This window comes from Bradyrhizobium sp. Crot121, assembly GCF_059512385.1.
This window is the reverse complement of the sequence record NZ_JCAMOR010000011.1, coordinates 69,340-92,485: the sequence shown is the minus strand read 5'-3', so window position 1 is coordinate 92,485 and position 23,146 is coordinate 69,340. Positions and strand designations below refer to the sequence as shown.

Genomic DNA, 23,146 nt, shown 5'->3' with positions numbered 1-23,146 from the left:
CATTTGCCGCCCTCGCCCAGCGGTCCCGGAGATTCGCGAGAGCTCAGGACGCAATCGCACCGAGATCGATCATGTCGCCGACGGGAATCCAGTTCCCACCATCGAAGCGGGAAATCTGCAGATTGTGGATGGCGCGATAGTCGGTTGGAGAATTTTCGACCTTGATGCCGTCGAGGAAAAGCGGCGGCAGTTCGCCCTTGAGCGACGTCGCCTGCTTCAAGAGGTTTTCCCGCGTCAGATCGTTGCCGCAACGCTTCAGAACCTGCTCGATCATGTAGGCGTTGTTGTAGCCCGGCGTCGCCGTATTGTCGTCAATGCCGACCGAGGGCATGTATTTCTTCATGAAGTCGACATAGGCCTTCACCCTTGGCTTGTCCCGGTGTCTTGGATCGGTCACGACGATCTCCCACCATGCCGAGATCAATTCCTTCGCATTGTCCAGGCCGGCCGGCGCAAGCGTGCCTCCGATCGAGCTGCAATTCGAATTGACGACGTGCAGCGGCTTCCAGCCCATTGCCGCCACCTTCCGGATGCCTTGCGCGGCAAATTTGGAGTAGGTGAGCTGGACGAACACATCGGCACCGGTCGCCCTGCAATCGGCGACCTGATTGTCGATGGTGGGCTCGGTGATCTCGTGACTGACCTCCTTGACGATGGCGCTCGCCTTGCCCCCCAGCCCCTTTTTCAGGCCGCGAAGGAAGTCCTTGCCGAGATCGTCGTTGACATATTGGACGGCGATCTTGGCGTCCGGCTTTTCATTCAGGATGAATGTGGCCAAGGCCGCACCTTGCGCGACATAGATTGGATAGAACGGAACGATCCAGGGAAACTCCTTCGGATCATTGAAGCGTTCGGCACCTGATGTCAGGAACAGGCTCGGCACCTTCTTCGCGTTGAGATATTTTTGCACGGCGGCATTGGTTGCCGTTCCCAGGAAACCGGCGATCGCAAAGACTTCCTCCGACTCCACCAGCTTTCGCGTCTGCTCGACGGCTTTCGGCGGCGAAAAGGCATTATCCAGCGAAACCAGGTTGATCTTCCGGCCGTTGATGCCACCATTATCGTTGACCATCTGGAAATAAGCGGTCTGCGCCTGTCCGTAGACGCCATAGCCGGACGCCGGCCCGCTATAGGGTGCCGTGGTCCCGAGCTTGATTTCGGTGTCGGTTACTCCAGGTCCGTAATTGTTTGCAGCGCGTGCGCGCGACGCTCGACCGAACGTGAGTGCCGCTGCGCCGAGGCCGGCGATGGTTGTTCGCCGCGAGATCAATGTCATGTCGGCTCCTCCCTTTCATTTTTGCTATAATTGAATGCTGCAACGGGCCCGCTGCTCTGCGGCAGCGAAGGGCCCCGTGAGCTACACGAACGAAACACTCACTGGAGCGAACCCCGAAATCCTGGCTTCGTAGAATTCGCCCGCGGAGACCGGCGACACCGGTCCCAGCGCGCCGGTCAGCACGGCATCGCCAGACCGCAGCGGTTGGCCGGCTTTGGCCATAGCGCGGGCAAGCCAGAGCGCGGCGCGCAGGGGATGGCCGAGACAGGCGGCGCCGCAACCGACGGAGACGATGGCGCCGTTGCGCGTCATCGTCATGCCGCAGGCCTCCAGATCGACATCGGTCAGGCGGCGCGGCGAGGCGCCGAGCACGTAGCGTGCGCTTGAGCCGTTATCGGCCACCGTATCCAGGATCGTGATCTTCCAATCGCTGATACGGCTGTCGACCACCTCGAGCGCGGGGACGACATAGGCCGTCGACCGCATCAATTCGCCGAGAGTGGTGCCACCGTCCGCAAGATCCCGCTCCAGGACCAGCGCTATCTCCGCCTCGACACGCGGCTGGATCAGTCGCGCGACCTCGATTCGCTCGCCGGTCGGGATCTCCATATCGGCAAACAGCGCGCCGTAGTCGGGCTGATCGACCCCAAGCTGCTGCTGCACTGCTTTCGATGTGAGCCCGATCTTGCGGCCCACGAGCCGGCGGCCGCCGGCAATCCCGCGCCGCGTGACTTCGGCCTGAATCGCATAGGCCACCTCCACTCGCCCCTCGCCGATATCGCTTGCGATCGGCGCGATCGGGCGGCATGCCGCCTCGGCTTCCTGCAGACGTGTCGCAATATTCTCAATAATATTGCTCATGGCCGGTCCAGGAAGTCAGCGACCAGCGCATTGAATTCGTCGGCCTTCTCCCACTGCGCCCAGTGCCCGCACTTGGGAAAGACGTGAAGCTGTGCGTTCGGCATGGTCTTGAGCAGGATGAAGCTTGAATCGAGCGGCACGACCCGATCCTCGCGTCCCCAGATCAGAAGCGTGCGATGCTTCAGCGCGGCGAGATTCTCACGCCAGATATCGAGCGGCGGCCGCTTGAAGATGTCGATGACATCGGGGCGGGTGGCGGCTTTGAGCCGCTCGGCCAGCAGTTCTTCGGTGATCGAGGACTGATCGAACACCAGAAGATCGATCACGCCCTTCAGCTTCTGCAACGTCGGCCCCTCGCCGGCATGGAACATCGCCATCCGCCGCAGGCCTTCGGTCGGCATCGGCGAGAAGATCGCCTGGCTTCCGCCGGTCCCCATCAGCACCAGCCGGTTGACTCGTTCAGGCGCGCGCAAGGCGACCATCAGCGACGTCGCGCCTCCGAGGGAATTGCCGACGAAGCTCGCCTTCTTGACGTCGATCGCGTCCATGAAGGCGCGGGTGAAGTCACCCATCGCTTCGAAGATCGGGCCGTCCTTCAGCTTCCCCTCGGTCTCGCCAAATCCGGGAAGGTCGAACACGATGACGCGACGGCGCGCCGCAAGAGCCTCGACGTTCTTGCGATAATTGCTCAGGCCGGAAGCCCCCGGCCCTCCGCCATGGATGAGGATAGTGGGCTCCCCTTGCCCGACGTCGTAGTAGTGCGTGCGCGTACCCGCAACATCGACATGCTTACCCTTCAGTTCCACTATTGATCTCCGACTTCGATGATGAATTCTGTTAGCCTCGCGCGTTCGCCTGCAGATAGGCGTCGCGCAGTTTCCGCTTGAAGATTTTTCCGCTCGCCTCGCGCGGCAGCGCGTCATGAAACACGAACCGCTTCGGGATCTTGAATCGGGCGATATGCCCTTCCAGGAATGTCGCGATGGCTTCGGCCGCAAGCCGAATCCCGCCCTCGGCTTCGATGGCGGCGATCAGGCTTTCTCCGAACTCCTCGTCGGGTGCGCCGAACACTGCGCAGTCCCGTACGCCCGGACAGTTCACCAGGACATTTTCGATCTCCGCGGGATAGATGTTGACGCCGCCGGAGATGACCATGTCGCGCTTGCGGTCGCAGATGAAGATATAGCCGTCAGCATCCACGTAGCCGACATCGCCGCAGGTCACGAGCCCGCCCCGATCGATCTGTTCGCGCTGCTCCGGCCTGCCGTGATAGGTGAAATCGGCATAGGCCTCCGTGCGCAGGTAGATTTCACCGATCTGTCCTGTGCCGAGCTCGCGACCCTCGTCGTCGTAAATACGTAAGGTCGTGCCCGCCATCGCCCTGCCGACGGTACCCGGATGGGCAAGCCATTCATGCGAGTTGCAGCCGACGGCCGGTCCGGTTTCGGTGGCGCCATAGGTTTCGTGGATCACCGGCCCCCACCAGTCGATCATGTGCCGTTTGACATCAGGCGGGCACGCGGCGCCGGTGTGGGTCGCCCAGCGAATGGACGAAACGTCGTACTGCGATCGGACCGCGTCGCTGAGCCGAAGCAGGCGTACGAACATCGTCGGCACCATCGTGAGATGGGTGATGCGATGTTCCTCGATCGTCTTCAGCAATTCTTCGGGATCGAAATTTTGCTGCAAGACCACGAGATCGGCATGCTGAAACGCCTGCCTGGCAAACGCACCGGGTGAGGCATGATAGAGCGGGCCGCACACGAATGCGCGCATGCCTTGCTCGATGCCGTAGATCTGTCGCAGCAAGGCGGCGTTCTTGCTCACCTGCTCGGCGTTCATCGGCGCGCGACGCACGCCTTTCGGTCGGCCGGTGGTGCCGGAGGTGTAGATCATGGTCCCGCGCGGGGCGCGCGCCGGTTCCGGCCATTCGGCAAAACCGTCACGATGCGGAGCCCAGGCGCGGGCGCACGAAGGAGCGTCCGACGAGGCCATGGCACCGGACGGCGCAAAAAACGTCGGAAGGTCGGCCGGAATTGCGGCCGCAACACCCTGCAGCAGGCCAGCATGGCCGATCAGCGCATGCGGCGCGCAATCGGCGAGGATGTAACGGATTTCGTCCGCGGTGCTGTGCCAGTTGAGCGGTACGACATAGGCCCCGAGCAGAGAGGCTGCCTGCATCACTTCGAAATAGATCGGATCGTTCCGGATCAGGAGTGCGATCGCATCGCCTTCGTTGACGCCGGCTGCCGCAAGCGCTGATGCAGCGCGCCTGCCCTGTGCGAGCAGCGCGTCGCACGAAACGCTGTGCGTTCCGATGACGATCGACCTGTCCCGCTTCACTCCAGGCATATCATCGCCTCGGCGCGAACAGAGGGCAGATAGACGTGGTCGAGCGCCTCGAAGTCCGCTTCCGACAAAGTGATCGACGTCGTGAATGTCAGTGGATCCATGTGGCCATTGAGCACATCGGGATAGTTCCAGCGCGTCGTCGCCACCGTGCGGTTGCCGGCCTTCAGCTCCACGGTGAGCGGTGCCGCCGCGCTCGAGCCGTGCCCGCTCTGATAGCCGTCGCCGATGCAGTAGATCTCCAGGGCGAATTCGTTGCGGCCCCGACGCTGAACGGCGATCTCCATGTCGAGCAGGCCGAACGCGACGTCATCGGGCTCATCCTCGCTGTAGAAATACACATACGAGATACGCCCGTAGCGGCTGACGCCGAGCGCAGCGTCGGACGGGACCTGCGCATCGCTGCGACCGGGTGTCCGCGGCGGAACGGGACCCAGCAGGCACATCTGCGGCAGCGACCGGCAGGCAATCATGACGCTAGGCCTGCTGTGACGCGACGGGGTGACGATCGCTAGTTGCTGCATGCTGGGTTTCCAGATCCAAGGCGCGGCCAAGAAAAGCGAAGGCGTTGTCGGCGAGAACGCCCGGGCAGTCCGGCAGCGCTGCTTGGACAAATGCGCCGGGATGCTTTTGGCGAATGGTGAACGGATAGTCGGAGCCGACCACGATGCGGCTCGATCCCACGACCGAAGACATGAACTGAAGCGCGGGGCCATCGTAGAGAATCGAGTCGTAGAAGAAGCGGCGCGCGATTTCCCTTGGCGATCTCGTCATCCGTTTCTGCATTTCGCCGCCGAGCGACCAGCCGCAGTCGAGCCGCGGCAGGATCCAGGGGAGCGCGCCCCCGCCATGGCTGAGCAGGATGCGCAGCCTGGGAAATTTCTCGAGCACGCCGGCCGCAAGCATCGACACTGCGGCAAGCGCGGTCTCGACTGGAAATGCTGCCGTCGCCGCGAATTCGGGTCCCGCCCCGATCCGCTCAACCCCGGCCGGATGCAACGGATGAACGAAGATGCAGAGGTCGAGCGCCTCAGCGGCTTCATAGAGCGGATGGAGCGCTTTGCTGCCGAGCGCGACGCCATCGATATGACTTCCGATTTCGATGCCGGCGAGACCAAGCGCCTTGATGCGCTGCAATTGCGCCAGCGCGCGCGGCACATCCTGAACACAGGCCATGCCGATTCCGGCGAACCGGCGCGGAGCCTCGCCAATCATCGCGGCGATGTGCTCGTTGATGATCTCGGCGAGGTGCTCGGCGTCATCAGGCGGTAACCAATGCGACAGCAGCTCCGGCATCGGGGACAGCACCTGCATTGCGGTGCCGTCCTCCTCCATGTCCGCCAGCCTGCGTCTGACGTCCCACGAGCGCGAGTCGATTTTGCGGAACACCTTTCCGCCAATCATCACCGCGGCCTTGTCGCCGGAAAGCTCGACGCTCGGCCACAGCGGGTCGCGCGCCTTGTCAGCCGGGAGTCGTGCAGGCACGACATGCGTATGGGCATCCACCACTGGCAATGGCGCCCTCCTTTCCTTCCCTGATCCCTGCGCTGCAGCGAAGCGCTTTTCGAGTTGCGCAGGATAATTCACTTTACAAACAGGAATGATTGTTTTTATCCTGCTTGTCAAGCGGCCGCGAGAAGCGCTGCGAGCGGCATAGAACCGCTCAAGGGGAGTGAACGCATTGGATCTATCCCGGACACGCATCGTCATCGTGGGCGCAGGCCAGGCCGGCGCGCGCGCAGCCGAGGCGTTGCGGGCCGCCGGGCATCGCGGGCCGATCACTTTGCTCGGCGAAGAAGAGCATCCGCCCTACGAGCGACCGCAACTTTCGAAGGCCATGCTGATCAATGTGGAAGAAGAACCGCGCTTCATCCGAAATTCGCAGGATTGGGCAGCGATCGACATCGAGCTGAGCACCTCCACGCCGACTGTTGCGATTGATTTGAATCGTCGTGCGATCGGGCTGTCGGACGGCCGCGAGATTTCATTCGATCGCCTGCTGCTAGCGACCGGCACGCGGCCGCGTCGGTTGCGCGATCTCGACGATTGCGGATTGCGCGTCTGCTATCTGCGCTGCATCGCCGATGCGCGCGAACTCAGACGCAATCTCACGCAGGACGCCAAAGTGGTGCTGGTCGGCGGCGGCGTGATCGGTCTCGAGGTCGCCTCGGCGGCCATCGTCCGCGGCTGCGAGGTCACCGTGCTGGAGAAGGCCGATCGGCTGTTACCACAGGTCGGCTCGCCAGCGCTGAGCGGATATCTGAGGCGGCTGCACAGCGACCGCGGCGTCGCTGTCTGCTGCAACGTGACCATCGTGGGCGCCACGGCCAAAGGGATTCAGTTGTCCGACGGAAGGATCGTTCCGGCCGATCTCGTCGTCGTCGGTGTCGGCGTTGAGCCTGCGGCCGACCTTCCCCGCCAGGCGGGGCTCGCAGTCGATCAAGGCATTCGTGTCGGCCCCTCCGGCATGACCGACATCGAAGGCGTCTATGCAGCCGGCGACGTCGCCGAACAATGGAGCGACTGGCACGGACGCTGGATGCGCGTGGAGAACTGGGCCAACGCGCAGAACCAGGCGATCGCGACGGCCAGGAATATGGTCGGTCAGGATGTCAGCTACGAGGCGCCGCCCTGGTTCTGGTCGGACCAATTCGAGTCGAACATCCAGGTGATCGGCCACCCCGGCGGCGCCGACGAGATCGTGCGCGGGGATGTCGAGCGCGGACGCTTCACCACCATCAGCCTCCGCGACGGCGAAGTGGTCGGCGCCGTCACCGTGAGCTCACCCAAGGACATGGCGCTGCTACGAAGGCTTGCCGCTTCCCGGAAGCGGGTCAATCCATCCGACATCGCCAATCCCGCTTTCGACTTGAAACAAGCTCTCGCGTCATGAAGAGCGCAGACGGAGGAAACGACATGCAGACCGACAGCCGTCAGCCAGCGATCCTGGTTGATCCCGCCCAGCAGATCTTCAAGGTTGCACGCCGCAACTTTACCGATCCCGAGATATTCAAGGCGGAGAAGGAGCTCGTGTTCGAGCGCTCGTGGCTCTATCTCGGCCATGCATCCGAGCTTCCCAAGCCCGGCGACTTCGTAAGCCGGACCGTGGCCGGTCGCAGCATCCTGTTCACGCGCGACAGCAAGGGAACGCTTCGCGCGCTTCTCAACACCTGCCCTCACCGCGGCGCGCAGGTCTGCCGCGAGCGGAAAGGCAATGCGAAATCGTTTCAGTGCTTCTACCACGGATGGGTGTTCGGAGCCGACGGCAAGCTGCGCAGCCAGCCCGGCGAGGAAGCCTATGCGGAAGGATTCAAAAATCGCGAATCCTCCAACATGCAAGCGGTTCCGCGCTTCGAGACCTACCGCGACTTCTGCTTCGGCTCCTTTGACAGGAACATCGTCCCTCTCGTCGATTACCTCGCCGGCGCGAAGGAATATCTCGATCTCATCTGCGATCAGACCGACGCGGGCCTCTCGATCATTGCCGGCACCCAGGAATACTCGATCCGGGCGAACTGGAAGTTGCTCACGGAGAACAGCATCGATGGTTATCATGCGACCACCACGCATGCGAGCTACTTCGACTATCTGATGAACACGACCGACGGCCTCGCCGGCGGCATGGGCGGCGGCGGATATGGTTATGACCTCGGCAACGGCCACGCCGTTCTCGAATACGGCGCGCCGTGGGCGCGGCCGGTCGCGCAATGGATTCCAGCGTGGGGCGATAGCGGAAAGCAGGAAATCAGCCGCCTCTACGACAATCTGGTGCAGCGCTTCGGCAAGGAACGCGCCGACCGCATTTCCCGCAAGAACCGGAATCTCTTCATCTTCCCGAATCTCGTCGTCAACGACATCATGGCGCTGACCGTCCGCACCTACTTTCCGATGGCCGCTGATTATATGGTCATCAGCGCCTGGGCTCTGGGGCCGAACGACGAGACCTCATGGGCTCGCAAATATCGTCTGAACAACTTTCTCGAATTTCTCGGGCCCGGCGGCTTCGCGACGCCTGACGATGCCGAGGCGCTCGAACATTGCCAGCGCGGCTTCAATAACGCGAAGGAAGCGCAATGGAACGATATCTCCAAGGGAATGGGCAAGGAGCGCCCCGCCCACAATGACGAGCTTCAGATGCGCGCGTTCTGGACCCAGTGGAACGCCATGATGTTTCCGGCGCCGATCTCCAGCATCAAGAACGTCGCAGCCTGAAGGAGATCGTCATGTGCGCAATCGAACGATCAGACGTGGAAGACTTCCTGTTTCACGAAGCAGACCTGCTCGATCAATGGCGACTGCCGGAATGGCTGGAGCTCTTTACCGATGACGCAACCTACGAGGTCCCCTGCACCGATCTGCCGCCGGACGCTTCGGCGGACAACAACCTCTTCTATATCGCCGACGACCGGTTCCGGCTGGGTGAGCGGGTGAAGCGCCTGATGAAACGAACCGCGCACGCCGAATTCCCGCACTCCAAGACCAGCCGCATCGTCGGCAACGTGCGTATCCGTGGGCGAGGCGAAGATTCCGTCGATGTCAGCGCGGTGTTCCAGACCTTCCGCACCAAGGACGGCACGACCGATCTCTATTTCGGCACGAGCAATTACCGCCTGAAGGTCGATGAGAGCAGGATAAGGATTAGCGAGAAACGCTGCCTGCTTGGCGGCGAAGGCCTGCGTCCGCATGGCCGGATTTCCATTGTGCTCTGAGAGGCAGCCCCGATGGAAAAACGATTTGCCGAACAGATTGTGGTGATCACCGGCGCCGCCAGCGGCATCGGCGCGGTGATCGCGCAGCATTTTGCCCGAGGGGGCGCCAGGCTGGTGCTTTCGGACCTCGACGAGAATAGGTTGACCGCTACGGCCGACGGTCTCTCCTCGCTCTGCCGCGAACGGCCGCTGGTCCGAAGCGGCGATCTCTCGAAGGAAGATGTCGCCGGCCGATTGATCGGCGATGCCGTGAAGGCGTTCGGCACCATCGATGTCCTCGTGAATAATGCCGGCGGCGGCATCATCAAGCCGTTCCTGGAGCACACTCCTGAGACACTGCGGACGACCATCGACCGTAATCTCTGGACGATGCTGTGGTGCACGTGGCACGCCGTGCCGATGATGAAGACGAAGCGCTACGGCCGGATCGTCAATATCGGCGCCGACTCCGTCCGCAACGGGCTTTATGATCACGCTGCCTACAACGCGGCAAAGGGCGGCGTTCACGCCATCGCCACAGGGCTCGCGCGCGAATTCGCGACCGACGGGATCACCGTCAATGTCGTTGCACCCTGCATCGTCAATACGCCCCAGGTGCAACGCGCGGCCGCCAAGGCGCCGCAATCAATCCGAAAATTCGTCGACGTGGTGCCGATGGGACGCCCCGGCGAGATGGACGAGATCGCGTCCATGGTCTGCTATCTGGCCTCCAGGGAAGCCGCGTTCGTCACAGGCCAGGTCATCAGCGTGAATGGCGGAAGCACGATGCTATGAATACGATGACCAAAGACGTGCTGATCGGAAGGCTGGACGAGTTCCCGCCGGGAGAAGTCCGCCAGGCAACGCTGCCTGATGGCACCAACATCGCCGTGTACAATGTGGACGGAGCAATCTATGCCACGGCCGATCTGTGTACCCATGGCGAGGCTTCGCTGTCGGAAGAAGGCATTCTGACGGGGAAAATCGTCGAGTGCCCGTGGCACTTCGGCACGTTCGACGTCACTAATGGGCAGCCGACCGGCATGCCCTGCACGGTCGCGCTGAAGACCTTCCGCGTCAAACTGAGCGAAGAGGACGTTTATGTCGAATGCTGACAAGACGAAGCCAGGCGCACACGGAGGCCGGGCGTCCCTGCCCCGCACCGCGGCGCGGCAACGGCTGCAATCACGCCGCAACAGCTCAAGCGAGCCGAAATACGCCCCCAAGCGAACCCAAGCGGAGCGCAGCGAAGCGACGCAGACCCAATTGATCGAGGCCGCGGTGAAGCTGGTGCGCGCGAACGGACTGCGCGGCCTGCGCACCGTCGAGGTGGCCGAGCTCGCGGGCGTCTCGCGCGGCGCCCTGCTGCATCATTTCAAGAGCAAGCACGATCTTCTGGTCGCCGTCATCAGGCACGTCAACGAAGTTTCGCTGGTGGAGAGCGCCCGCCGGGCCCACCTCGCCCAGAACAGCGGAAACGATCCAATCGAAGGGATCATCAAGGACGCGCAGGATTTCTATTTCGGCGACTATTTCTTCATCGAACTCGCGATCGCAATGAGCGCGGACAGCGACTCGCGCATTCTCAAGCGGGAGACGTACAGGAACTCCCGCACCAGCCGGTTTTCGGTCGAGGCCGCCTGGCTCGAAGCGCTGACGTCGTCGGGCGTTCCCAAGCAACTCGCCAGCGATATCCTCTCGCTCACGCTGAGCGTGGTCCGCGGCTATTCGGTTCGAACCCTGATCGAAAAAGATCCTGAGCAGTTCAGTCGCCTGCTGAAGGTGTGGCGCGACATCGTTCGCCAACACCTCCAGACGGCGATGGCGAACGACCAAAAGAACCGTGGTTGAAAATGGACGCCAAGCACTTCGCCCCTATCCCGTTGATCCAGCTCTGCTATGTGAGGCTTGCGGTACAGAACGGCCCGGCCGCCGCGGCCTTCGCGACCGACATTCTGGGGCTTCAGCGCGTCACTGATGACAAGGAGCAATTTCTGTTCCGGTCCGACGAGCGCTTCCACACGCTTTGTCTCGTCGAAGGCGCCGACAGGTCAAGCGTCGGCATGGAGGTCGCCTCCGCCGATGACGTTGATCGAGCGGCCGATGCCCTGCAGCGAGAGGGATTTGAAGTCCGCGAGGCGTCCGCAGAGGAATGCAGCCGGCGTTTTGTACGGCGCGCACTGATCGTGCGCGACGCGAGCGGCAATGAGATCGACCTTGTGTCACGCCCGGCGGTAAGCGGCCGGCGCTACTTCCCGAGCCGCGATGCCGGTGTCACCGGCCTGCAATGCGTGGGCCTTCGCAGCCGCGCGATGGCGGATGACCTGAAGCTGTGGACCACGATCCTGGGAGCGGCGATCAGCGATTGGGTCGGCGATATTGCCTATCTCAGCATCGACCGGAAGCATCACCGGATTGCGCTCTACCCTTCCGATCGGGCGGGGCTGCTTGACGTCTGCTACGGAGTCGAAAGTCTCGATTCGATCATGCAGAACCACTATTTCGCGCAGGAGCGACAGATCAAGATCCTGCACGGCCCAGGCCGCGAAGCAGCATCCGGCCAGATCTTTCTGCGATTTGCCGGACCAGAAGGACAAGTCTTCTCGTACGGACATGGGCTGGCCGACATCGATACCCGGCACCATGCGAGGCAGTTTGCGCCGGCAGCTTCCTCACTATGCGAATGGGGAAGCGAATGCTCCGAGATTCCGGAGCTGCGGCAAGCCATCACCTAATCTCTGCAAAAGGAGCGCAACCATGATCCAGCTCAAGGATGTCACCTATGCGCGGCTAGGGAGCTCGAGCCTCGAGGAAGCGGAATCATTTGCGACCAGATGCCTTGGTCTTCAGGTGAGCGAGAGGTCGCGGAACTCGCTCTATCTGCGTTCAGACGAACGCGCGCATACGCTGTGCTACTTTGAAGGCGACCCGGCCGATCAGACCATCGGATTCGAAGTCGAGAACGAGAGCGATTTGAACGAGGCCGCCACGACCCTGGACGCGCTTGGTCATCCGGTGCATGTCGGCGCGGCCGCCGAATGCTCGGCACGCAAGGTTCGCGCCTTCATTGGCTTCAAGGATCCGAGCGGCAACCAGATCGAGCTGGTTGTCCGTCCGGAGCAGCATGGCCGCCGCTATTTTGCTTCGCGTGACGCCGGCATCACTGGCTTCAGTCATGTCGGCTTGAATTCGACCAATCCGGTTCGCGACGAGAAGTTCTGGACGGAGGTCTGCAACGCGCGCGTCAGCGATCGCATCGGGGATATTGCGCTGATGCGTGTGAACGCGATCCATCACACCATCGCGCTTGCGCCGGCCAGAGGTCCCGGGATCCAGCACATCAACCATCAGGTGCAAAGCAACGACGACGTGCTGCGATCCTTCTATCACTTGTCCGAGCAACGGGTGCTGATCGTCTTCGGCCCTGGCCGTCACCCGACGTCCGGCGCGCGGTTCCTTTACTTCCAGGGGCCCGACGGCATGGTGTTCGAATATTCGGTCGGGGTGGATGAGATCGAGGACGAGGAATCGCATCGGCCGCGCCAGTTCGGGTTCGAACCGACAAGCCTCTGCATGTGGGGATCGAAATCAAAGCGCGCGCGGTAGACGCGGCAAACGACACTCGGTATCGGTCCGCAGCCTGATGCGCGGGCTGCAGCCGAGCGGCCCTTTCCAAATGCCACCGGCGCGTGGGACATCAGATCGCGTCGTCGACGATCAAATGTGGCTTGCCTTGCGAACAGGATTCGATACGTGCCCTGATGCGAAAGGTTGCGGCAAGGTTTTCCGGCGTCAGGACTTCAGCCGCCGTGCCGAAATCGTGCAACGTTCCATCAGAGAGGATAGCGACCTTGTCGGCGAATTTGAGCGCCAGGTCGAGATGGTGCAGCGCGATCAGCACGAGCATACCGTCGTCATGCGCAAGGCTGCGCACCTGCCGCATCGCTTCCAACTGGCGGTGCATGTCCAGCGCGCTGGTCGGCTCGTCCAAGAGCAGCACCTGCGGTTCGCGCACGAGACATTGAGCAAGCCCGACGAGCTGGCGCTGTCCGCCACTCAGCTCGGAAAGGATTTCATTGGCAAGATCGCCCATATCGAGTGACGCCAGCGCCTGGTCCACCGCCACAAGATCGGACCTCTCCAGACGCCAGCCGCTGACCTGCTTACGCGCAAGAAGGACGGATTCGAATACAGTCAGCACCGCGCTTGCCGTTTGGTCTTGAGGCATATAGGCGACGGCGCGATCTGCATCGCGCACACCTTCCAACCGGCACTCCCCGGGCCCCGGAAGAATAGCTGCCAGGCGCCGGAACAGCGTCGACTTGCCCGCAGCATTCGGTCCAATGACCGCCACAACCTCGCCGCCATAACAGGGCGGAAGGGTCACATCACGCAGTACCTCGCGTGATCCGAAGCGGGCGCCGAGGCGATGCGTGCTCAGCACTACCATATGTCTCTTCCGCTTTTCAGAATCAAATAGAGGAAGACCGGCAATCCGATCGCCGAGGTGACGATGCCGATCGGCAGGACGGCGCCGGGTACCACGATTTTGGCCAGGATGGAGCTGAACGACATGATCAGCGCGCCAGTCAACGCGCTCGCGGGCAGCAGGAAGCGCTGGTCTTCGCCGACCATCATGCGTGCGATGTGCGGAGCTACGAGACCGATAAAGCCGATCGTGCCGACAAACGCGACGGGGATCGCCGTCAAAAGAGAGACAAGGATCAGGGTTTCGAGCCGCAGGCGCCGCACGGGAATGCCGAAGCTTGCCGCGCGCGCCTCGCCAAGACGTAAGGCCGTCAACTGCCACCGGCGGCGCAGAAAGACCGGCAAGGTTAGACCCACGACCAGCGCGGTGATGGCGAGCTTGGGCCATGTCGCCTTGGTGAGGCTGCCCATGGTCCAGAAGACGATGGCCGCGACCGCCTGCTCGGCGGCGAAATACTGGACGATAGCGAGTGCCGTATTGAAACTGAAAACCAGCGCTATGCCCAAGAGCACGATCACATGGATCGAGGCTCCGCGCCGAAGGCTGGCCAAATGGATCAGGAAGGCGGTTGCCATGGCCATGACGAAAGCATTGGCCGCGACGACATAGTCGCCCGCGATGGGAACCAGCGCGACACCGAAGGCGAGCGCAAGGGCCGCGCCGAAGCTTGCACCGGCGGAAAGGCCCAGCGTGAACGGGCTCGCCAGCGGATTGTTCAAGATGGTCTGCATCTGAGCGCCGCCGATGGCAAGCGCCACACCGACCACGACGCCCATAAGGGCCGACGGCATGCGGATCGACCAGACAATGACGCGCATCTGCGCATCCGCTTCCGCCGGCAGAACGAGCGTGCGCACAACCTCTCCAAGCCTGTAGCTGGCCGGTCCAGTCGAAAGGTCACCGACCAATGCGACGCAGACACCGACCACCAGCACAAGGAGAACGATCCATCGCCTGACGCTGAGCGCTTGATAGGCGTCGCCTCCGGCTAAGGGCAATGTTTCGGTATGGACATCGGTCATCACTGGCTGTCCGAAAGGCTGACGCTATAGCCGGGCCGGTACTCGATGGGCAGGAAGCGACGATGGTATTCGGCAAAAGTTGCATTGGGGTCCAGATTAGCAAACAGGTCGGGGTGGAACCACTTCGCCAATTGTTGGACGGCAACAAATTCGTATGGGCTGTTGTAGAACTGGTGCCAAATGCCGTGAAAATTCCGCGTCTTCTTTGCCGCGATACCGGTATAGGCGTCGCGAGTAGCGAACCATTCGAGCTTCTTGCGCGTCACCTGAGGATCCGCCCCTGGTCCAAGCGGAATCCAATGGCCCCCGGGCACATAGGCTTGCCAGTCAGCGCTGGTAACCACCACATGCTCGGGATTGGCGACGATGACCTGCTCGGGGCTGATCTGCCCGAAGGTCGAAGGAATGATATCGCTGCCGATATTATGGCCGCCAGCGAGTTCGACATATTTGCCGAAATTCTCGGCGCCGAAAGACAGGCAGCAATCCTGCGAGTAGCCACCGATCCGCTCGACGAACACATTGGGGCGCTTCGGTTGTTTGGCGGCAAGGACGTTGGCAACCGTAGCCATGGCCTGGCGGCGGAACGCGATGATCTCCTCCGCACGCGCCTCGCGCCCCATGATCCTGCCCAGGAGCCGAATGGTCGGCTCGGTGTTTTCCAGGGGACGGTGACGAAAATCGATATAAAGAACCGGTATGTTCAGTGCCGCGAGCTTCTCGATGTAGCTGGCGTCCTTGTTGGCCTGCATGGCTTCAAGATTGAGCAGCACCACATCAGGCTTCTGAATGATCGCCGATTCGATGTCGATCAGGCTGTCCTCCTGCCCCTTAAAGGAAGGTAGCTTCGCCAACTCGGGAAACACTTCGAGATACTGCGCGTAAGTGGCCGGGTCGGCCGCGATCAGATCGGTGCGCCAGGCAACGACGTGGGCCAAGGGATCTTTGGGTTCCAGCGAGGCGATGAGATAGAGCTGCCGGCCTTCGCCCAGAAGCATCCGTTTGACAGGCGCGTTAAGCGTCACCTGGCGGCCTGCGATATCAGTGAGGGTAAGCGGCGCCTGTGTCTGTGTCAGTCCAGGTTCGCCGGCAAATGCTGCTGTTGGAAGCAAAGCGATCAGGACAATAGCCGTCACCGCGGCGTGCAGCAGCGATCGGTATTCCGTCATGGTCGACTTCCTTCTTGAGCGGAGTGCGCAGTTTTGAGCCAGATGCCGAGAGCCGACAAAAATGACAAGGCGTAAAGCGTGGCGACGAGCGGGAAAGCGGCTTCGAGACCAAAGAGCTGGGTGACCCCGACACCGGCAACGATGCCGCTCGCAGAAGCAACCTGCTGGCAGGCTTGCGCAAGGCCCAGAACCGAACCTTGCCTATCATTAGAGACAGCTGCCGAAATGAGCGCGAGAAGCACCGGCGTCGTTCCCCCAAGAAGCGCGCCCCAGATAAAATACAGGAACGCGAACACGGCAACGGAGTTCGTGCTGCCCGCCAGATGCGTAACCAAAACGCACGCGGCCGAAATCGGCACGCTCCCGCCCAGCACATAGGATGGCGTTCGTTTCTCGAAGAGCCGCGCCCATAGGGGCGCGGCCACGACAAAGCCGCACGCCAGCAGTCCGTAAGTGAGGCCGGCGACCCAGTGCGGCGCGCCAAATACCCGGGTCATGTACAGTGAGAAAGGAACCTGCAGGACCATGCGGCTGGCAAGCAGCATCCCCATCAAGGCAAGAAGAGCTCCGATCGGAGCACCTGTCGACGCCGTAGGCTTTGCGGTACCCGCGTTTCCGGGATTGGCGGCAGCAGCTCCTGGCGTCGGTACGGGCAGGCTCAACCAGGCAACGGCAGCGCACAGCGCACAAATCGCCCCGGCGGTCAGATTTACTGCAGCAAAAGGGAATCGATCGAGAATGAGCCCGCCCAGGAAGGCGCCGCCCAGCGAGCCCACATTGGTCGCAACCTGAAGCCAGGCGAACAGGCTTGCGCGATCCTTCCCGCCGGTAATCTGCACGCCATAGGCCTGCGCTGGGGCGATATAGCCGGCGCAGGCGCCCTGCAAGAAACGCAACGCGATGATCGTCCAGACATCCTGTGCAACAGCGACAAGGAGTTGCGTGACCGCTAGCCCGCCGAGCGCCCGAACCATCATCAGCCGATTGCCGTAGCGATCGCCCATTCGCCCCCAAAAGGTGCTGGTCAGCGACATACCAATCATCGGGCCCACATAGACACCCACGCCTGCGAGTCCAAAGACGCTGTCGGAAGGGCTCAACGCTTTGATTTGGATCGGCCAGAATGGACCACTCATTTCCATGGCGCCCATGGAAATGAATTGCAGCCCGAACAGCAAGACAAAAACAGGACCGAAGCCGCGAAACAAGGCAGAAGCAGTTGTCATTCCGCTCCCGCCAGTGGATTCGGCAGCTCGTGCTCAACCCGATAGTCGCGATAACGCTCCAGGTGCATCCGCAGCACGGAGCGGCTCGGCCAGGGTTTCTCAAGAAAGGCCTTGCGTTCTTCCTGCCAGAATGCGTCCGACAACATGCGCGGCCTGAGCGCATCGAAAACTGCCTCGGCCTCTTCCCGCAGGATGCGCCAAAGGCTTGTGCCCGACAGTGGATAATGTTGGTCGAGGCACAGTGCGACTTCATGAAGGTGGCAGACGAAGCAGGCATCGATGACGAATGAGCGCACAAGACTGATATTGTCATCAAATGTGGTGGGTAAGATCCCCGTGCGAGTGAAGGGCTTGAGGTGGTACCCTCGTTCCTTGAACAGGGGCGCAAAACTGCGGCCGTCGCCGAAATCACGGATCAGCAGTTTTCGCGGGCGGCCGGTTTCATCGAACAGGATCGTGCTGTTTTGCTGATGCGCCTCAAAAGCAATTCCGTAAAGCAGATACATGGCGAGCGTTGGCCGGATGACGGTCCCTACATAGGCACGGAAGAACGCCGATACGGCTGCTTCACTTTCATCGCCGCTTCTGGCAATCAATTCACAAATGAGCGGGCGCCCATCGATCGGGCTTGCCGTCAAGAGTGCCGCAACAGTGACCGGCAACAGCCCATCATTTCGCGCCAGAGCGTCGCAGTTGCGGTAGACGACCGATAGAAAGCGGCCCGGATGCTCGTCGCCCGTTACGGGGTGGTGCAGGATTGCGCCGAGCTCTTCGGTGAAGATCTCCAACCTGTCAGAAAGATCCCTCTCCTTTGACAGAATATCGGAAATCAGGGTGCTGAGACGCGGCCCCATGTAAATCGATTTGGCCTGCAGAGTGCGCTGTTCGCTGGTCATCCAGATCGCCACCGGCAGTTTGATAAAGGGCCTCGGCTCCTGTGTGTCCGGCAGCATTGTGCGGAACGACATTGACGGCAGCGTTATGACCTCCGGGCCATCCGGATCGAAAACTTCGGAACTAATCTCGGACGCGAACTCACGGCGCAGGAAATTGTCGAGGTGCCAGATATGGACAGGGAGAGGCAGCCAGTCCTCGCGAGACTTTCCACGTTTATGCAATCCTTCGGCCCAGTCGCGCCAGAGCTCGGGGAAGCTTTGTGAGAACCATTCCGAATAGCTGCCGACATGCGGCATCTTCTCCACATACGACCATTCTTTGCGCAGCGCTGCTATTCGGACGCGCACGCGAGCACCGAACTCAGGCGACAAAGCCGCGACGTCCTCGGGCGACAGGTCGGGTTTGGCCTTCCATGTCGGATAAAAGGGATGACCTTCCAGCGCGCCCCACTGATCGAGCGTCATAGCCGCCAGATGCGGCGGCAGGCTCTTTTCCAGATATGCGAGGAATCCCTGCACGCCTGCTTCGGCTACCTTCCCTCGCAGCTCGGCGCTCCAGTGCTCCCGGTGACGACGCGCCAGGATGTCGTTGCGCATGCTGTCCTCGACGTCGCGTATGAGATGCTCGACGCCGTCCGATGCTGGCGAGATCGCCAAGGCCGGCGCGACCTGCCGGATGAGGTCGGAGGGACCACCGATCCGGTAGCGAGCACCGGTCTCGTCTAGTATTTCGACAGAACCACGATTTTGCAATGTCCCGGCAGGCGCGCGACGCAGGTCGGTGAAATGCAGGACCCGGCGTGACTGCCAAAGGGGGAGCCATGCTTGGTTGCCGTCGCGCGCCCACAACAATGCATCCGGTTCAAGAAGGCGCTCGGCGAACAGGCAGCGGACCAACCGGTTGACCGCATTGCGCGATGCGTCCGACCAAAGCCGCCCGGCACGCGCCTGAGCTTCGGCATCTGCGGAGGAAGGCATCCACTCGTCCACTACGCTTCCTCCGGCCAGTTGGCGGGCAAAAAGGCCGGCGCGCCTTCGGTGAACCCGCCATGATAGTTGAGCGCCCAGTTGTAGGTTTTCGTGATAGCGGGAGTTGCCACTTCAAGCCGCGTGGCCAATTCCACCAGCAACGCCTGCCCGAAGGCTATGTCTTCGTGGAAAGCGCGGCTTGCGCGATCGATGACAAGGCCGGGCCCGTCCGGATTGGGAACAAGTGGGGCGCGAATGCCCGCATAAGCACGGTTTGTTCGCAGCAGCGTATACATAGTCCGGTCGTCCTCGATCTGGCTGCCATAAGCGTCGATCAATTCCTGTCGGAGCGGCTTCACCGAACTCAGATCAATGCCCAGGCGCAATTCGACCGCATGGCGGATTGCCTGGTTTTCCGCATCGCAGGCCTCCAGCAATTCGGCGCCGGCGCGTGGGCAATCGCTCCACCAGCAAAGGGGGCGGTCAAACGGCTTGTTTTCCCAGGGCGCGCCAGGGCCGATCAGGGCATAGAGCACGGCGGGATGCATCAATGCGTTGCCCGGTGTCAGCGTGATTTCGAGATAGTCCTGCAGCAGGGTGACGGGGGCTTCATAGATGTGACCCAGCATCGCCTGGAGCTCGGCGCGGCTCGCTGCGGTCTCGCGACGATGAAGCGCCGCGAAGAGCTGAGCCTTGGCCCCTCCCATGCGCACCCGCTCGCCTGGCACCAAGTCAAAGGCCGTATGGGGCACGTCCTTCATGCCCCAGATCACCACATTGTCCGTACCCGAAAGGGCTTCGGCTGCGAGCCAGTTGAAGCCGCAAAAGCCGGGAATCGCGCCAACATAGACGTGCTTGTCCCGGGGGAGATGCCCTGCGAAGGAGTGTAGAAGCGCAGGCCGCGCGTGGGCCGGCAGCGTCACGATCACCATGTCCGTGCCTATAAGTGCCTCGCTCGGATCGGTGCCGACATAGTCGGGCCGTCCGCTCAAGAGGTGGCCGTCCGGCGTCTGGGCCCACCAAACACCGTCTCCCCTCGTCCATCGATCGGCGACGGCAGCCGCCCCCGTCAGCACGGAAACAGTGATACCTGGACGCTGCTTGAAGAGCACGGCATTCAAATGCCCAGTGCGCCCCGCACCGCAGATCGTCACCTTCATGCTGCGCGCGCCCTTCCGGTGAGCCAGGCGTCGAGCTGTGCGGCGATGGTCGGATCCAACAAATCGCGCTTGGCCATCCATTCATCGTCGAAGACCGAGCCAAGATATTTCTCGCCACCGTCGGCAACGGGCGTGACCACCGTGCCGGACAACTTGCCGGCTGCAATGAATTCCAGCGCCTTGTAGATGGTGCCCCCGGTCGAGCCCCCGACCAGAAGCGCGTGGCGCCGCGCGATAAAACGTGCTGTTTCGAAGGCCTGCGTGTCGGTGACCTGCACCCCTTCATCGATGCATCCATAGTCGAGCACCTTGCCGATTTCATCGCCGGCGGGCGTTCCCGTGCCCGACTGGTAGTAGGGATGGCCAGGCTTGCCGAAGACGATCGAGCCGGCCGGTTCCACAGCGATTGTCCGGACAGCAGGGTTAACCCGCTTCAGACGCTGGGCGATACCGGTCATCGACCCGCCGGTGCCGACACAGCCGACAAAGGCATCGATGCCGTCTGGAAGCTGTGCCAGGAGCTCGTCGACGAAACCGGCATAGCCTTCCGGGTTTGCCGGATTGTCGGACTGGTTCATGAACAACGCATCAGGAAGCTGGGCGCCGAGTTGGGCGGCCAGCCGTTGGCGCTCCACCACCGCAACCTCGTCCTCCCGATAGTCGCCTTCGACATAACGAATTTCCGCGCCCAGCGCGCGCATCATGCGGATCTTGTCCGGCGCGGCGTGATGATCGACAACGGCAATGAAGCGCAGGCCCAATTCCACTGCGGCTAACGCCAGTCCGATCCCAGTGTTTCCGGACGACGATTCGACGATCGTGCCGCCCGGCGGGAGCCGCCCGTCCTCAAGCGCGGCAAGCACCATGCTGCGCGCCATGCGGTCCTTCATGGAGCCACCCGGATTGTTCTTTTCAAGCTTCAGCACGAGCGTGGCATCGCTGTTGGGCACGGCAATCGGCATCACCGGCGTTTGGCCGATCAGCTGGCTTACGGTCCTGCAGAGCATTGTGCCTCTCCTACTGTGTCGGGGACGAGCGTTAGCTGTCCTTTTACATCCTGAACCACGCAAAGGCGGCTCGGCATCGGGTGGCGATGGAATTCGTTTTCCAGGAGGTCCATCTGGTAACCGCCGGTGTTGGCGTAAACCAGAAGGTCTCCCGCTCGCGGAGCGATGGGAAAGGTGAGCCATCTGTTGCTAAGGACGTCCTCGTCCAAGCAGCTATGGCCGGCCAGATAACCTCGGATAGATTTTGCGGCGATCGGCGGCGATGTGGCCGGAACCAGGATGGGATCGACCAAAAATTCGGAGCCAAACCAGGTTTCGCAAGCGCTGAAGCTGCTGCCTTCGACGAAGACGACATGGGCATCAGGGCCAACGGCTTTCACGCGCAACACCCGGAAGACGGAAATCGCGGCCTGATCGGCCAGTGCTCGCCCGGGCTCCATCCCCAGCACCAGCCCCTCATGGACAAGATAGTTCGCAAAGCTGCGGCCATCGGCCATCGGTGCGCTCAGCAAACAACGCAGCCACTCGGCAGCGGAAAGCTCTCCCCCGTAGGGATAGAAGGAATCCGGTATCTTCCCGGTGCGGTAGTCCTCGGGCATCTGTGCCCCAAGATGCGCCTGATAGGCGCGCTGATCGACATATTGGATCGGCAACCCGCCCCCAATGTCGATCATGCGCGGCGCAAAACCTTGTGCGCGGGATTCGCTGAGCAGACCGGCGGCCTCTCTAATCGCTTGCGCGCGAGATTCCCAACTATAGCCACTCAGGTGGAAGTGCAGCCCGTCAAAGCGCAAGCGGCCTTCGCCAGCAATGCGCGACAGACAATGCCGGATGGCCGCGGCCGGCATGCCGAAGCGACTCTGCGCCTGGTTGGCGGGACGCAAACGCAGCAGCACCGGCTGAACCGGGCCGCCTGCCGGAAGCCCGCGGATCAGATCCTCGAGCTCTTCCGGTGAATCCACCGATATGAGCGCGTTGCAGTTGATAAGCTCGTTGTGGAATGCCGCCGTCTTCGCCGGGCCTGTCGCCACAAGTTGTGCGCCGTCGGCGCCGAGCCGTCTGGCATCTCGCAACTCATAAAGGCTTGAGACGTCAATGCCGGCCCCTGCCCGCAGAGCTGCGGCCAACAGCCCGGGCGATTTGTTGACTTTCGCTCCGTAATAGAGCGCGTGTGTGACGCCGCTCTTTCGCAAGGCGCCTCTGAGTACCTCGATATTCTTCTGCAGCTCATCGGGCCAGATCAGATTGACCGGAGATCCATGTCGGGCGACCCAATCGATCAGCAGCGGGCCGTTGCCAGCCAAGAGCTCCGCCGTGCTTGGCCGCAGAATTGGTGAGAGGCCCGCGCCGGGCTTGTAGCAATGCAAGGTCATCACCTTGCCCTTTCGGCATAGGCTACGGCGCGTTCTGTCGGAGCAAGGTGGCGCAAGCTCTCCAACGGCAGGTTGCAATTGGGCAGGCTTTGATCAAAAATATGTCGCGTCGTCTTGCAGGGGAATTTTCGGCCGCTGCGCGCCATCGCGAGGATGCTCGCAGGCGTGATCGTCTGGCCCGCGCGCCAGCTCTCCACCCGCACTGCGCTGTAGTCCAAGAGAATCACCGGCACCAGTGGCAGTTGCAGGCGGTGCGCGACTGCTAGCCGGTGATGACCGTCCATCACGAAGAGAGCGTCCTTCTCCGCCGTGATCGGAACAGTCCAACAACCCGCGCGGAGGATTTGCATCTGCAGCTCCGCTACCCGGTTGGCATCGACCTCTTCGGTCGGGATCAAGCATGTTGGCGAAAGGAAGCGAACTTGCATATCGACCAGCCTGATTTTTTGTCAGCAGGAACCGTTCGGGAAGCGCCTTCAGGGTGGCGCTGCGTCGTTGGTGCCAACGCGCAGCGACAAGGAACAGAGGGTTTGCAGGCACGCCGGCTGTTCGCGAACGAGCTGCTCGGTCTGCGTGTCCAGCAGCGGGGTTAACGCGCGAACAAATGCGCTGACACCTCCTCCCACGACCGAGCCATCATAAGCATCCATAAAGCCTCTCA

At 61.9% G+C, this 23,146-nt stretch carries 24 protein-coding genes; 8 read left to right on the top strand and 16 right to left on the bottom strand.

Going from position 1 to position 23,146, the window contains the following annotated elements; genetic code table 11:
• Positions 1 to 43: 43 nt before the first annotated feature.
• From AC5ZGW_RS13185 to AC5ZGW_RS13160, 6 genes are all read right to left on the bottom strand, one after another.
• Positions 44 to 1,276 carry an ABC transporter substrate-binding protein gene (locus AC5ZGW_RS13185; RefSeq protein WP_130222401.1) on the bottom strand — a complete coding sequence of 411 codons (1,233 nt, stop codon included), beginning with the start codon at positions 1,274 to 1,276 and terminating at the stop codon, positions 44 to 46.
• Positions 1,277 to 1,357: 81 nt separating this feature from the next.
• Positions 1,358 to 2,137 (bottom strand): 2-keto-4-pentenoate hydratase, encoded by a 780-nt coding sequence (locus AC5ZGW_RS13180; RefSeq protein WP_130222399.1) that lies wholly within the window; start codon positions 2,135 to 2,137, stop codon positions 1,358 to 1,360.
• Positions 2,134 to 2,943, bottom strand: coding sequence for an alpha/beta fold hydrolase (locus tag AC5ZGW_RS13175; RefSeq protein ID WP_207230891.1), 810 nt, complete (start codon positions 2,941 to 2,943; stop codon positions 2,134 to 2,136). The genes AC5ZGW_RS13180 and AC5ZGW_RS13175 overlap by 4 nt, the downstream gene beginning before the upstream one ends.
• Before the next feature lie 31 nt (positions 2,944 to 2,974).
• Positions 2,975 to 4,480, bottom strand: a complete 1,506-nt coding sequence (locus AC5ZGW_RS13170; protein ID WP_245474468.1) for an AMP-binding protein — start codon at positions 4,478 to 4,480, stop codon at positions 2,975 to 2,977.
• The gene (locus AC5ZGW_RS13165; RefSeq protein ID WP_130222393.1) at positions 4,477 to 4,959 is read right to left on the bottom strand and encodes a hypothetical protein; all 483 of its coding nucleotides are present in this window, start codon (positions 4,957 to 4,959) and stop codon (positions 4,477 to 4,479) included. The genes AC5ZGW_RS13170 and AC5ZGW_RS13165 overlap by 4 nt, the downstream gene beginning before the upstream one ends.
• A gap of 4 nt (positions 4,960 to 4,963) precedes the next feature.
• Positions 4,964 to 5,995, bottom strand: coding sequence for an amidohydrolase family protein (locus tag AC5ZGW_RS13160; RefSeq protein WP_245474482.1), 1,032 nt, complete (start codon positions 5,993 to 5,995; stop codon positions 4,964 to 4,966).
• 172 nt (positions 5,996 to 6,167) lie between these two features.
• Between AC5ZGW_RS13160 and AC5ZGW_RS13155 the strand changes: the two genes are divergently transcribed.
• Genes AC5ZGW_RS13155 through AC5ZGW_RS13120 form a run of 8 tightly spaced genes read left to right on the top strand, consistent with a single transcriptional unit; the run spans position 6,168 to position 12,780 of the window.
• Positions 6,168 to 7,379, top strand: a complete 1,212-nt coding sequence (locus AC5ZGW_RS13155) for an NAD(P)/FAD-dependent oxidoreductase (protein ID WP_165435010.1) — start codon at positions 6,168 to 6,170, stop codon at positions 7,377 to 7,379.
• 23 nt (positions 7,380 to 7,402) lie between these two features.
• Complete coding sequence (locus AC5ZGW_RS13150; RefSeq protein ID WP_130222387.1) at positions 7,403 to 8,698, top strand: aromatic ring-hydroxylating oxygenase subunit alpha; 1,296 nt, start codon at positions 7,403 to 7,405, stop codon at positions 8,696 to 8,698.
• Positions 8,699 to 8,709: 11 nt separating this feature from the next.
• A complete protein-coding gene (locus tag AC5ZGW_RS13145; protein ID WP_130222385.1) occupies positions 8,710 to 9,195 on the top strand; it encodes an aromatic-ring-hydroxylating dioxygenase subunit beta in 486 nt (161 codons plus the stop codon).
• 12 nt (positions 9,196 to 9,207) lie between these two features.
• Positions 9,208 to 9,969, top strand: a complete 762-nt coding sequence (locus tag AC5ZGW_RS13140) for an SDR family NAD(P)-dependent oxidoreductase (protein ID WP_130222383.1) — start codon at positions 9,208 to 9,210, stop codon at positions 9,967 to 9,969.
• Positions 9,966 to 10,289 carry a non-heme iron oxygenase ferredoxin subunit gene (locus AC5ZGW_RS13135; RefSeq protein WP_207230889.1) on the top strand — a complete coding sequence of 108 codons (324 nt, stop codon included), beginning with the start codon at positions 9,966 to 9,968 and terminating at the stop codon, positions 10,287 to 10,289. The genes AC5ZGW_RS13140 and AC5ZGW_RS13135 overlap by 4 nt, the downstream gene beginning before the upstream one ends.
• A complete protein-coding gene (locus AC5ZGW_RS13130) occupies positions 10,276 to 11,025 on the top strand; it encodes a TetR/AcrR family transcriptional regulator (RefSeq protein ID WP_130222381.1) in 750 nt (249 codons plus the stop codon). The genes AC5ZGW_RS13135 and AC5ZGW_RS13130 overlap by 14 nt, the downstream gene beginning before the upstream one ends.
• A gap of 2 nt (positions 11,026 to 11,027) precedes the next feature.
• The gene (locus AC5ZGW_RS13125) at positions 11,028 to 11,909 is read left to right on the top strand and encodes a VOC family protein (RefSeq protein WP_130222379.1); all 882 of its coding nucleotides are present in this window, start codon (positions 11,028 to 11,030) and stop codon (positions 11,907 to 11,909) included.
• A 22-nt stretch (positions 11,910 to 11,931) separates the two neighbouring features.
• Complete coding sequence (locus tag AC5ZGW_RS13120; protein WP_130222377.1) at positions 11,932 to 12,780, top strand: VOC family protein; 849 nt, start codon at positions 11,932 to 11,934, stop codon at positions 12,778 to 12,780.
• Between the two features lie 91 nt (positions 12,781 to 12,871).
• Here AC5ZGW_RS13120 and AC5ZGW_RS13115 read toward each other — a convergent pair whose 3' ends face one another.
• Genes AC5ZGW_RS13115 through AC5ZGW_RS13070 form a run of 10 tightly spaced genes read right to left on the bottom strand, consistent with a single transcriptional unit; the run spans position 12,872 to position 23,135 of the window.
• On the bottom strand, positions 12,872 to 13,624 hold the full coding sequence (locus AC5ZGW_RS13115; RefSeq protein ID WP_130222375.1) for an ABC transporter ATP-binding protein: 753 nt from the start codon (positions 13,622 to 13,624) through the stop codon (positions 12,872 to 12,874).
• Complete coding sequence (locus AC5ZGW_RS13110) at positions 13,618 to 14,685, bottom strand: FecCD family ABC transporter permease (RefSeq protein ID WP_130222373.1); 1,068 nt, start codon at positions 14,683 to 14,685, stop codon at positions 13,618 to 13,620. Before AC5ZGW_RS13110 ends, AC5ZGW_RS13115 begins: the two co-directional genes overlap by 7 nt.
• Positions 14,685 to 15,854 (bottom strand): ABC transporter substrate-binding protein, encoded by a 1,170-nt coding sequence (locus AC5ZGW_RS13105; protein WP_130222371.1) that lies wholly within the window; start codon positions 15,852 to 15,854, stop codon positions 14,685 to 14,687. The genes AC5ZGW_RS13110 and AC5ZGW_RS13105 overlap by 1 nt, the downstream gene beginning before the upstream one ends.
• On the bottom strand, positions 15,851 to 17,080 hold the full coding sequence (locus tag AC5ZGW_RS13100; RefSeq protein WP_130222369.1) for an MFS transporter: 1,230 nt from the start codon (positions 17,078 to 17,080) through the stop codon (positions 15,851 to 15,853). The genes AC5ZGW_RS13105 and AC5ZGW_RS13100 overlap by 4 nt, the downstream gene beginning before the upstream one ends.
• Positions 17,077 to 18,966: an IucA/IucC family protein gene (locus AC5ZGW_RS13095; RefSeq protein WP_474417411.1), complete on the bottom strand. Its 1,890-nt coding sequence runs from the start codon at positions 18,964 to 18,966 to the stop codon at positions 17,077 to 17,079. The genes AC5ZGW_RS13100 and AC5ZGW_RS13095 overlap by 4 nt, the downstream gene beginning before the upstream one ends.
• Positions 18,966 to 20,105 carry an NAD/NADP octopine/nopaline dehydrogenase family protein gene (locus AC5ZGW_RS13090; RefSeq protein WP_130222367.1) on the bottom strand — a complete coding sequence of 380 codons (1,140 nt, stop codon included), beginning with the start codon at positions 20,103 to 20,105 and terminating at the stop codon, positions 18,966 to 18,968. Before AC5ZGW_RS13090 ends, AC5ZGW_RS13095 begins: the two co-directional genes overlap by 1 nt.
• Positions 20,102 to 21,112, bottom strand: a complete 1,011-nt coding sequence (locus tag AC5ZGW_RS13085) for a PLP-dependent cysteine synthase family protein (protein WP_130222365.1) — start codon at positions 21,110 to 21,112, stop codon at positions 20,102 to 20,104. The genes AC5ZGW_RS13090 and AC5ZGW_RS13085 overlap by 4 nt, the downstream gene beginning before the upstream one ends.
• Positions 21,094 to 22,485, bottom strand: coding sequence for a Y4yA family PLP-dependent enzyme (locus AC5ZGW_RS13080; protein ID WP_130222363.1), 1,392 nt, complete (start codon positions 22,483 to 22,485; stop codon positions 21,094 to 21,096). The genes AC5ZGW_RS13085 and AC5ZGW_RS13080 overlap by 19 nt, the downstream gene beginning before the upstream one ends.
• Positions 22,485 to 22,913 (bottom strand): ParB N-terminal domain-containing protein, encoded by a 429-nt coding sequence (locus AC5ZGW_RS13075; protein WP_130222361.1) that lies wholly within the window; start codon positions 22,911 to 22,913, stop codon positions 22,485 to 22,487. Before AC5ZGW_RS13075 ends, AC5ZGW_RS13080 begins: the two co-directional genes overlap by 1 nt.
• Before the next feature lie 48 nt (positions 22,914 to 22,961).
• Complete coding sequence (locus AC5ZGW_RS13070) at positions 22,962 to 23,135, bottom strand: hypothetical protein (RefSeq protein WP_456643494.1); 174 nt, start codon at positions 23,133 to 23,135, stop codon at positions 22,962 to 22,964.
• Positions 23,136 to 23,146: the final 11 nt, after the last annotated feature.

Excerpts from the sequence above, each read along its gene's own strand:
- AC5ZGW_RS13185 (WP_130222401.1), bottom strand. The coding sequence starts at position 1,276 with ATGACATTGATCTCGCGGCGAACAACCATCGCCGGCCTCGGCGCAGCG.
- AC5ZGW_RS13180 (WP_130222399.1), bottom strand. The coding sequence starts at position 2,137 with ATGAGCAATATTATTGAGAATATTGCGACACGTCTGCAGGAAGCCGAG.
- AC5ZGW_RS13165 (WP_130222393.1), bottom strand. The coding sequence starts at position 4,959 with ATGATTGCCTGCCGGTCGCTGCCGCAGATGTGCCTGCTGGGTCCCGTT.
- AC5ZGW_RS13150 (WP_130222387.1), top strand. The coding sequence starts at position 7,403 with ATGCAGACCGACAGCCGTCAGCCAGCGATCCTGGTTGATCCCGCCCAG.
- AC5ZGW_RS13145 (WP_130222385.1), top strand. The coding sequence starts at position 8,710 with ATGTGCGCAATCGAACGATCAGACGTGGAAGACTTCCTGTTTCACGAA.
- AC5ZGW_RS13140 (WP_130222383.1), top strand. The coding sequence starts at position 9,208 with ATGGAAAAACGATTTGCCGAACAGATTGTGGTGATCACCGGCGCCGCC.
- AC5ZGW_RS13135 (WP_207230889.1), top strand. The coding sequence starts at position 9,966 with ATGAATACGATGACCAAAGACGTGCTGATCGGAAGGCTGGACGAGTTC.
- AC5ZGW_RS13130 (WP_130222381.1), top strand. The coding sequence starts at position 10,276 with ATGTCGAATGCTGACAAGACGAAGCCAGGCGCACACGGAGGCCGGGCG.
- AC5ZGW_RS13125 (WP_130222379.1), top strand. The coding sequence starts at position 11,028 with ATGGACGCCAAGCACTTCGCCCCTATCCCGTTGATCCAGCTCTGCTAT.
- AC5ZGW_RS13120 (WP_130222377.1), top strand. The coding sequence starts at position 11,932 with ATGATCCAGCTCAAGGATGTCACCTATGCGCGGCTAGGGAGCTCGAGC.
- AC5ZGW_RS13115 (WP_130222375.1), bottom strand. The coding sequence starts at position 13,624 with ATGGTAGTGCTGAGCACGCATCGCCTCGGCGCCCGCTTCGGATCACGC.
- AC5ZGW_RS13110 (WP_130222373.1), bottom strand. The coding sequence starts at position 14,685 with ATGACCGATGTCCATACCGAAACATTGCCCTTAGCCGGAGGCGACGCC.
- AC5ZGW_RS13105 (WP_130222371.1), bottom strand. The coding sequence starts at position 15,854 with ATGACGGAATACCGATCGCTGCTGCACGCCGCGGTGACGGCTATTGTC.
- AC5ZGW_RS13100 (WP_130222369.1), bottom strand. The coding sequence starts at position 17,080 with ATGACAACTGCTTCTGCCTTGTTTCGCGGCTTCGGTCCTGTTTTTGTC.
- AC5ZGW_RS13090 (WP_130222367.1), bottom strand. The coding sequence starts at position 20,105 with ATGAAGGTGACGATCTGCGGTGCGGGGCGCACTGGGCATTTGAATGCC.
- AC5ZGW_RS13085 (WP_130222365.1), bottom strand. The coding sequence starts at position 21,112 with ATGCTCTGCAGGACCGTAAGCCAGCTGATCGGCCAAACGCCGGTGATG.
- AC5ZGW_RS13080 (WP_130222363.1), bottom strand. The coding sequence starts at position 22,485 with ATGACCTTGCATTGCTACAAGCCCGGCGCGGGCCTCTCACCAATTCTG.
- AC5ZGW_RS13075 (WP_130222361.1), bottom strand. The coding sequence starts at position 22,913 with ATGCAAGTTCGCTTCCTTTCGCCAACATGCTTGATCCCGACCGAAGAG.
- AC5ZGW_RS13070 (WP_456643494.1), bottom strand. The coding sequence starts at position 23,135 with ATGGATGCTTATGATGGCTCGGTCGTGGGAGGAGGTGTCAGCGCATTT.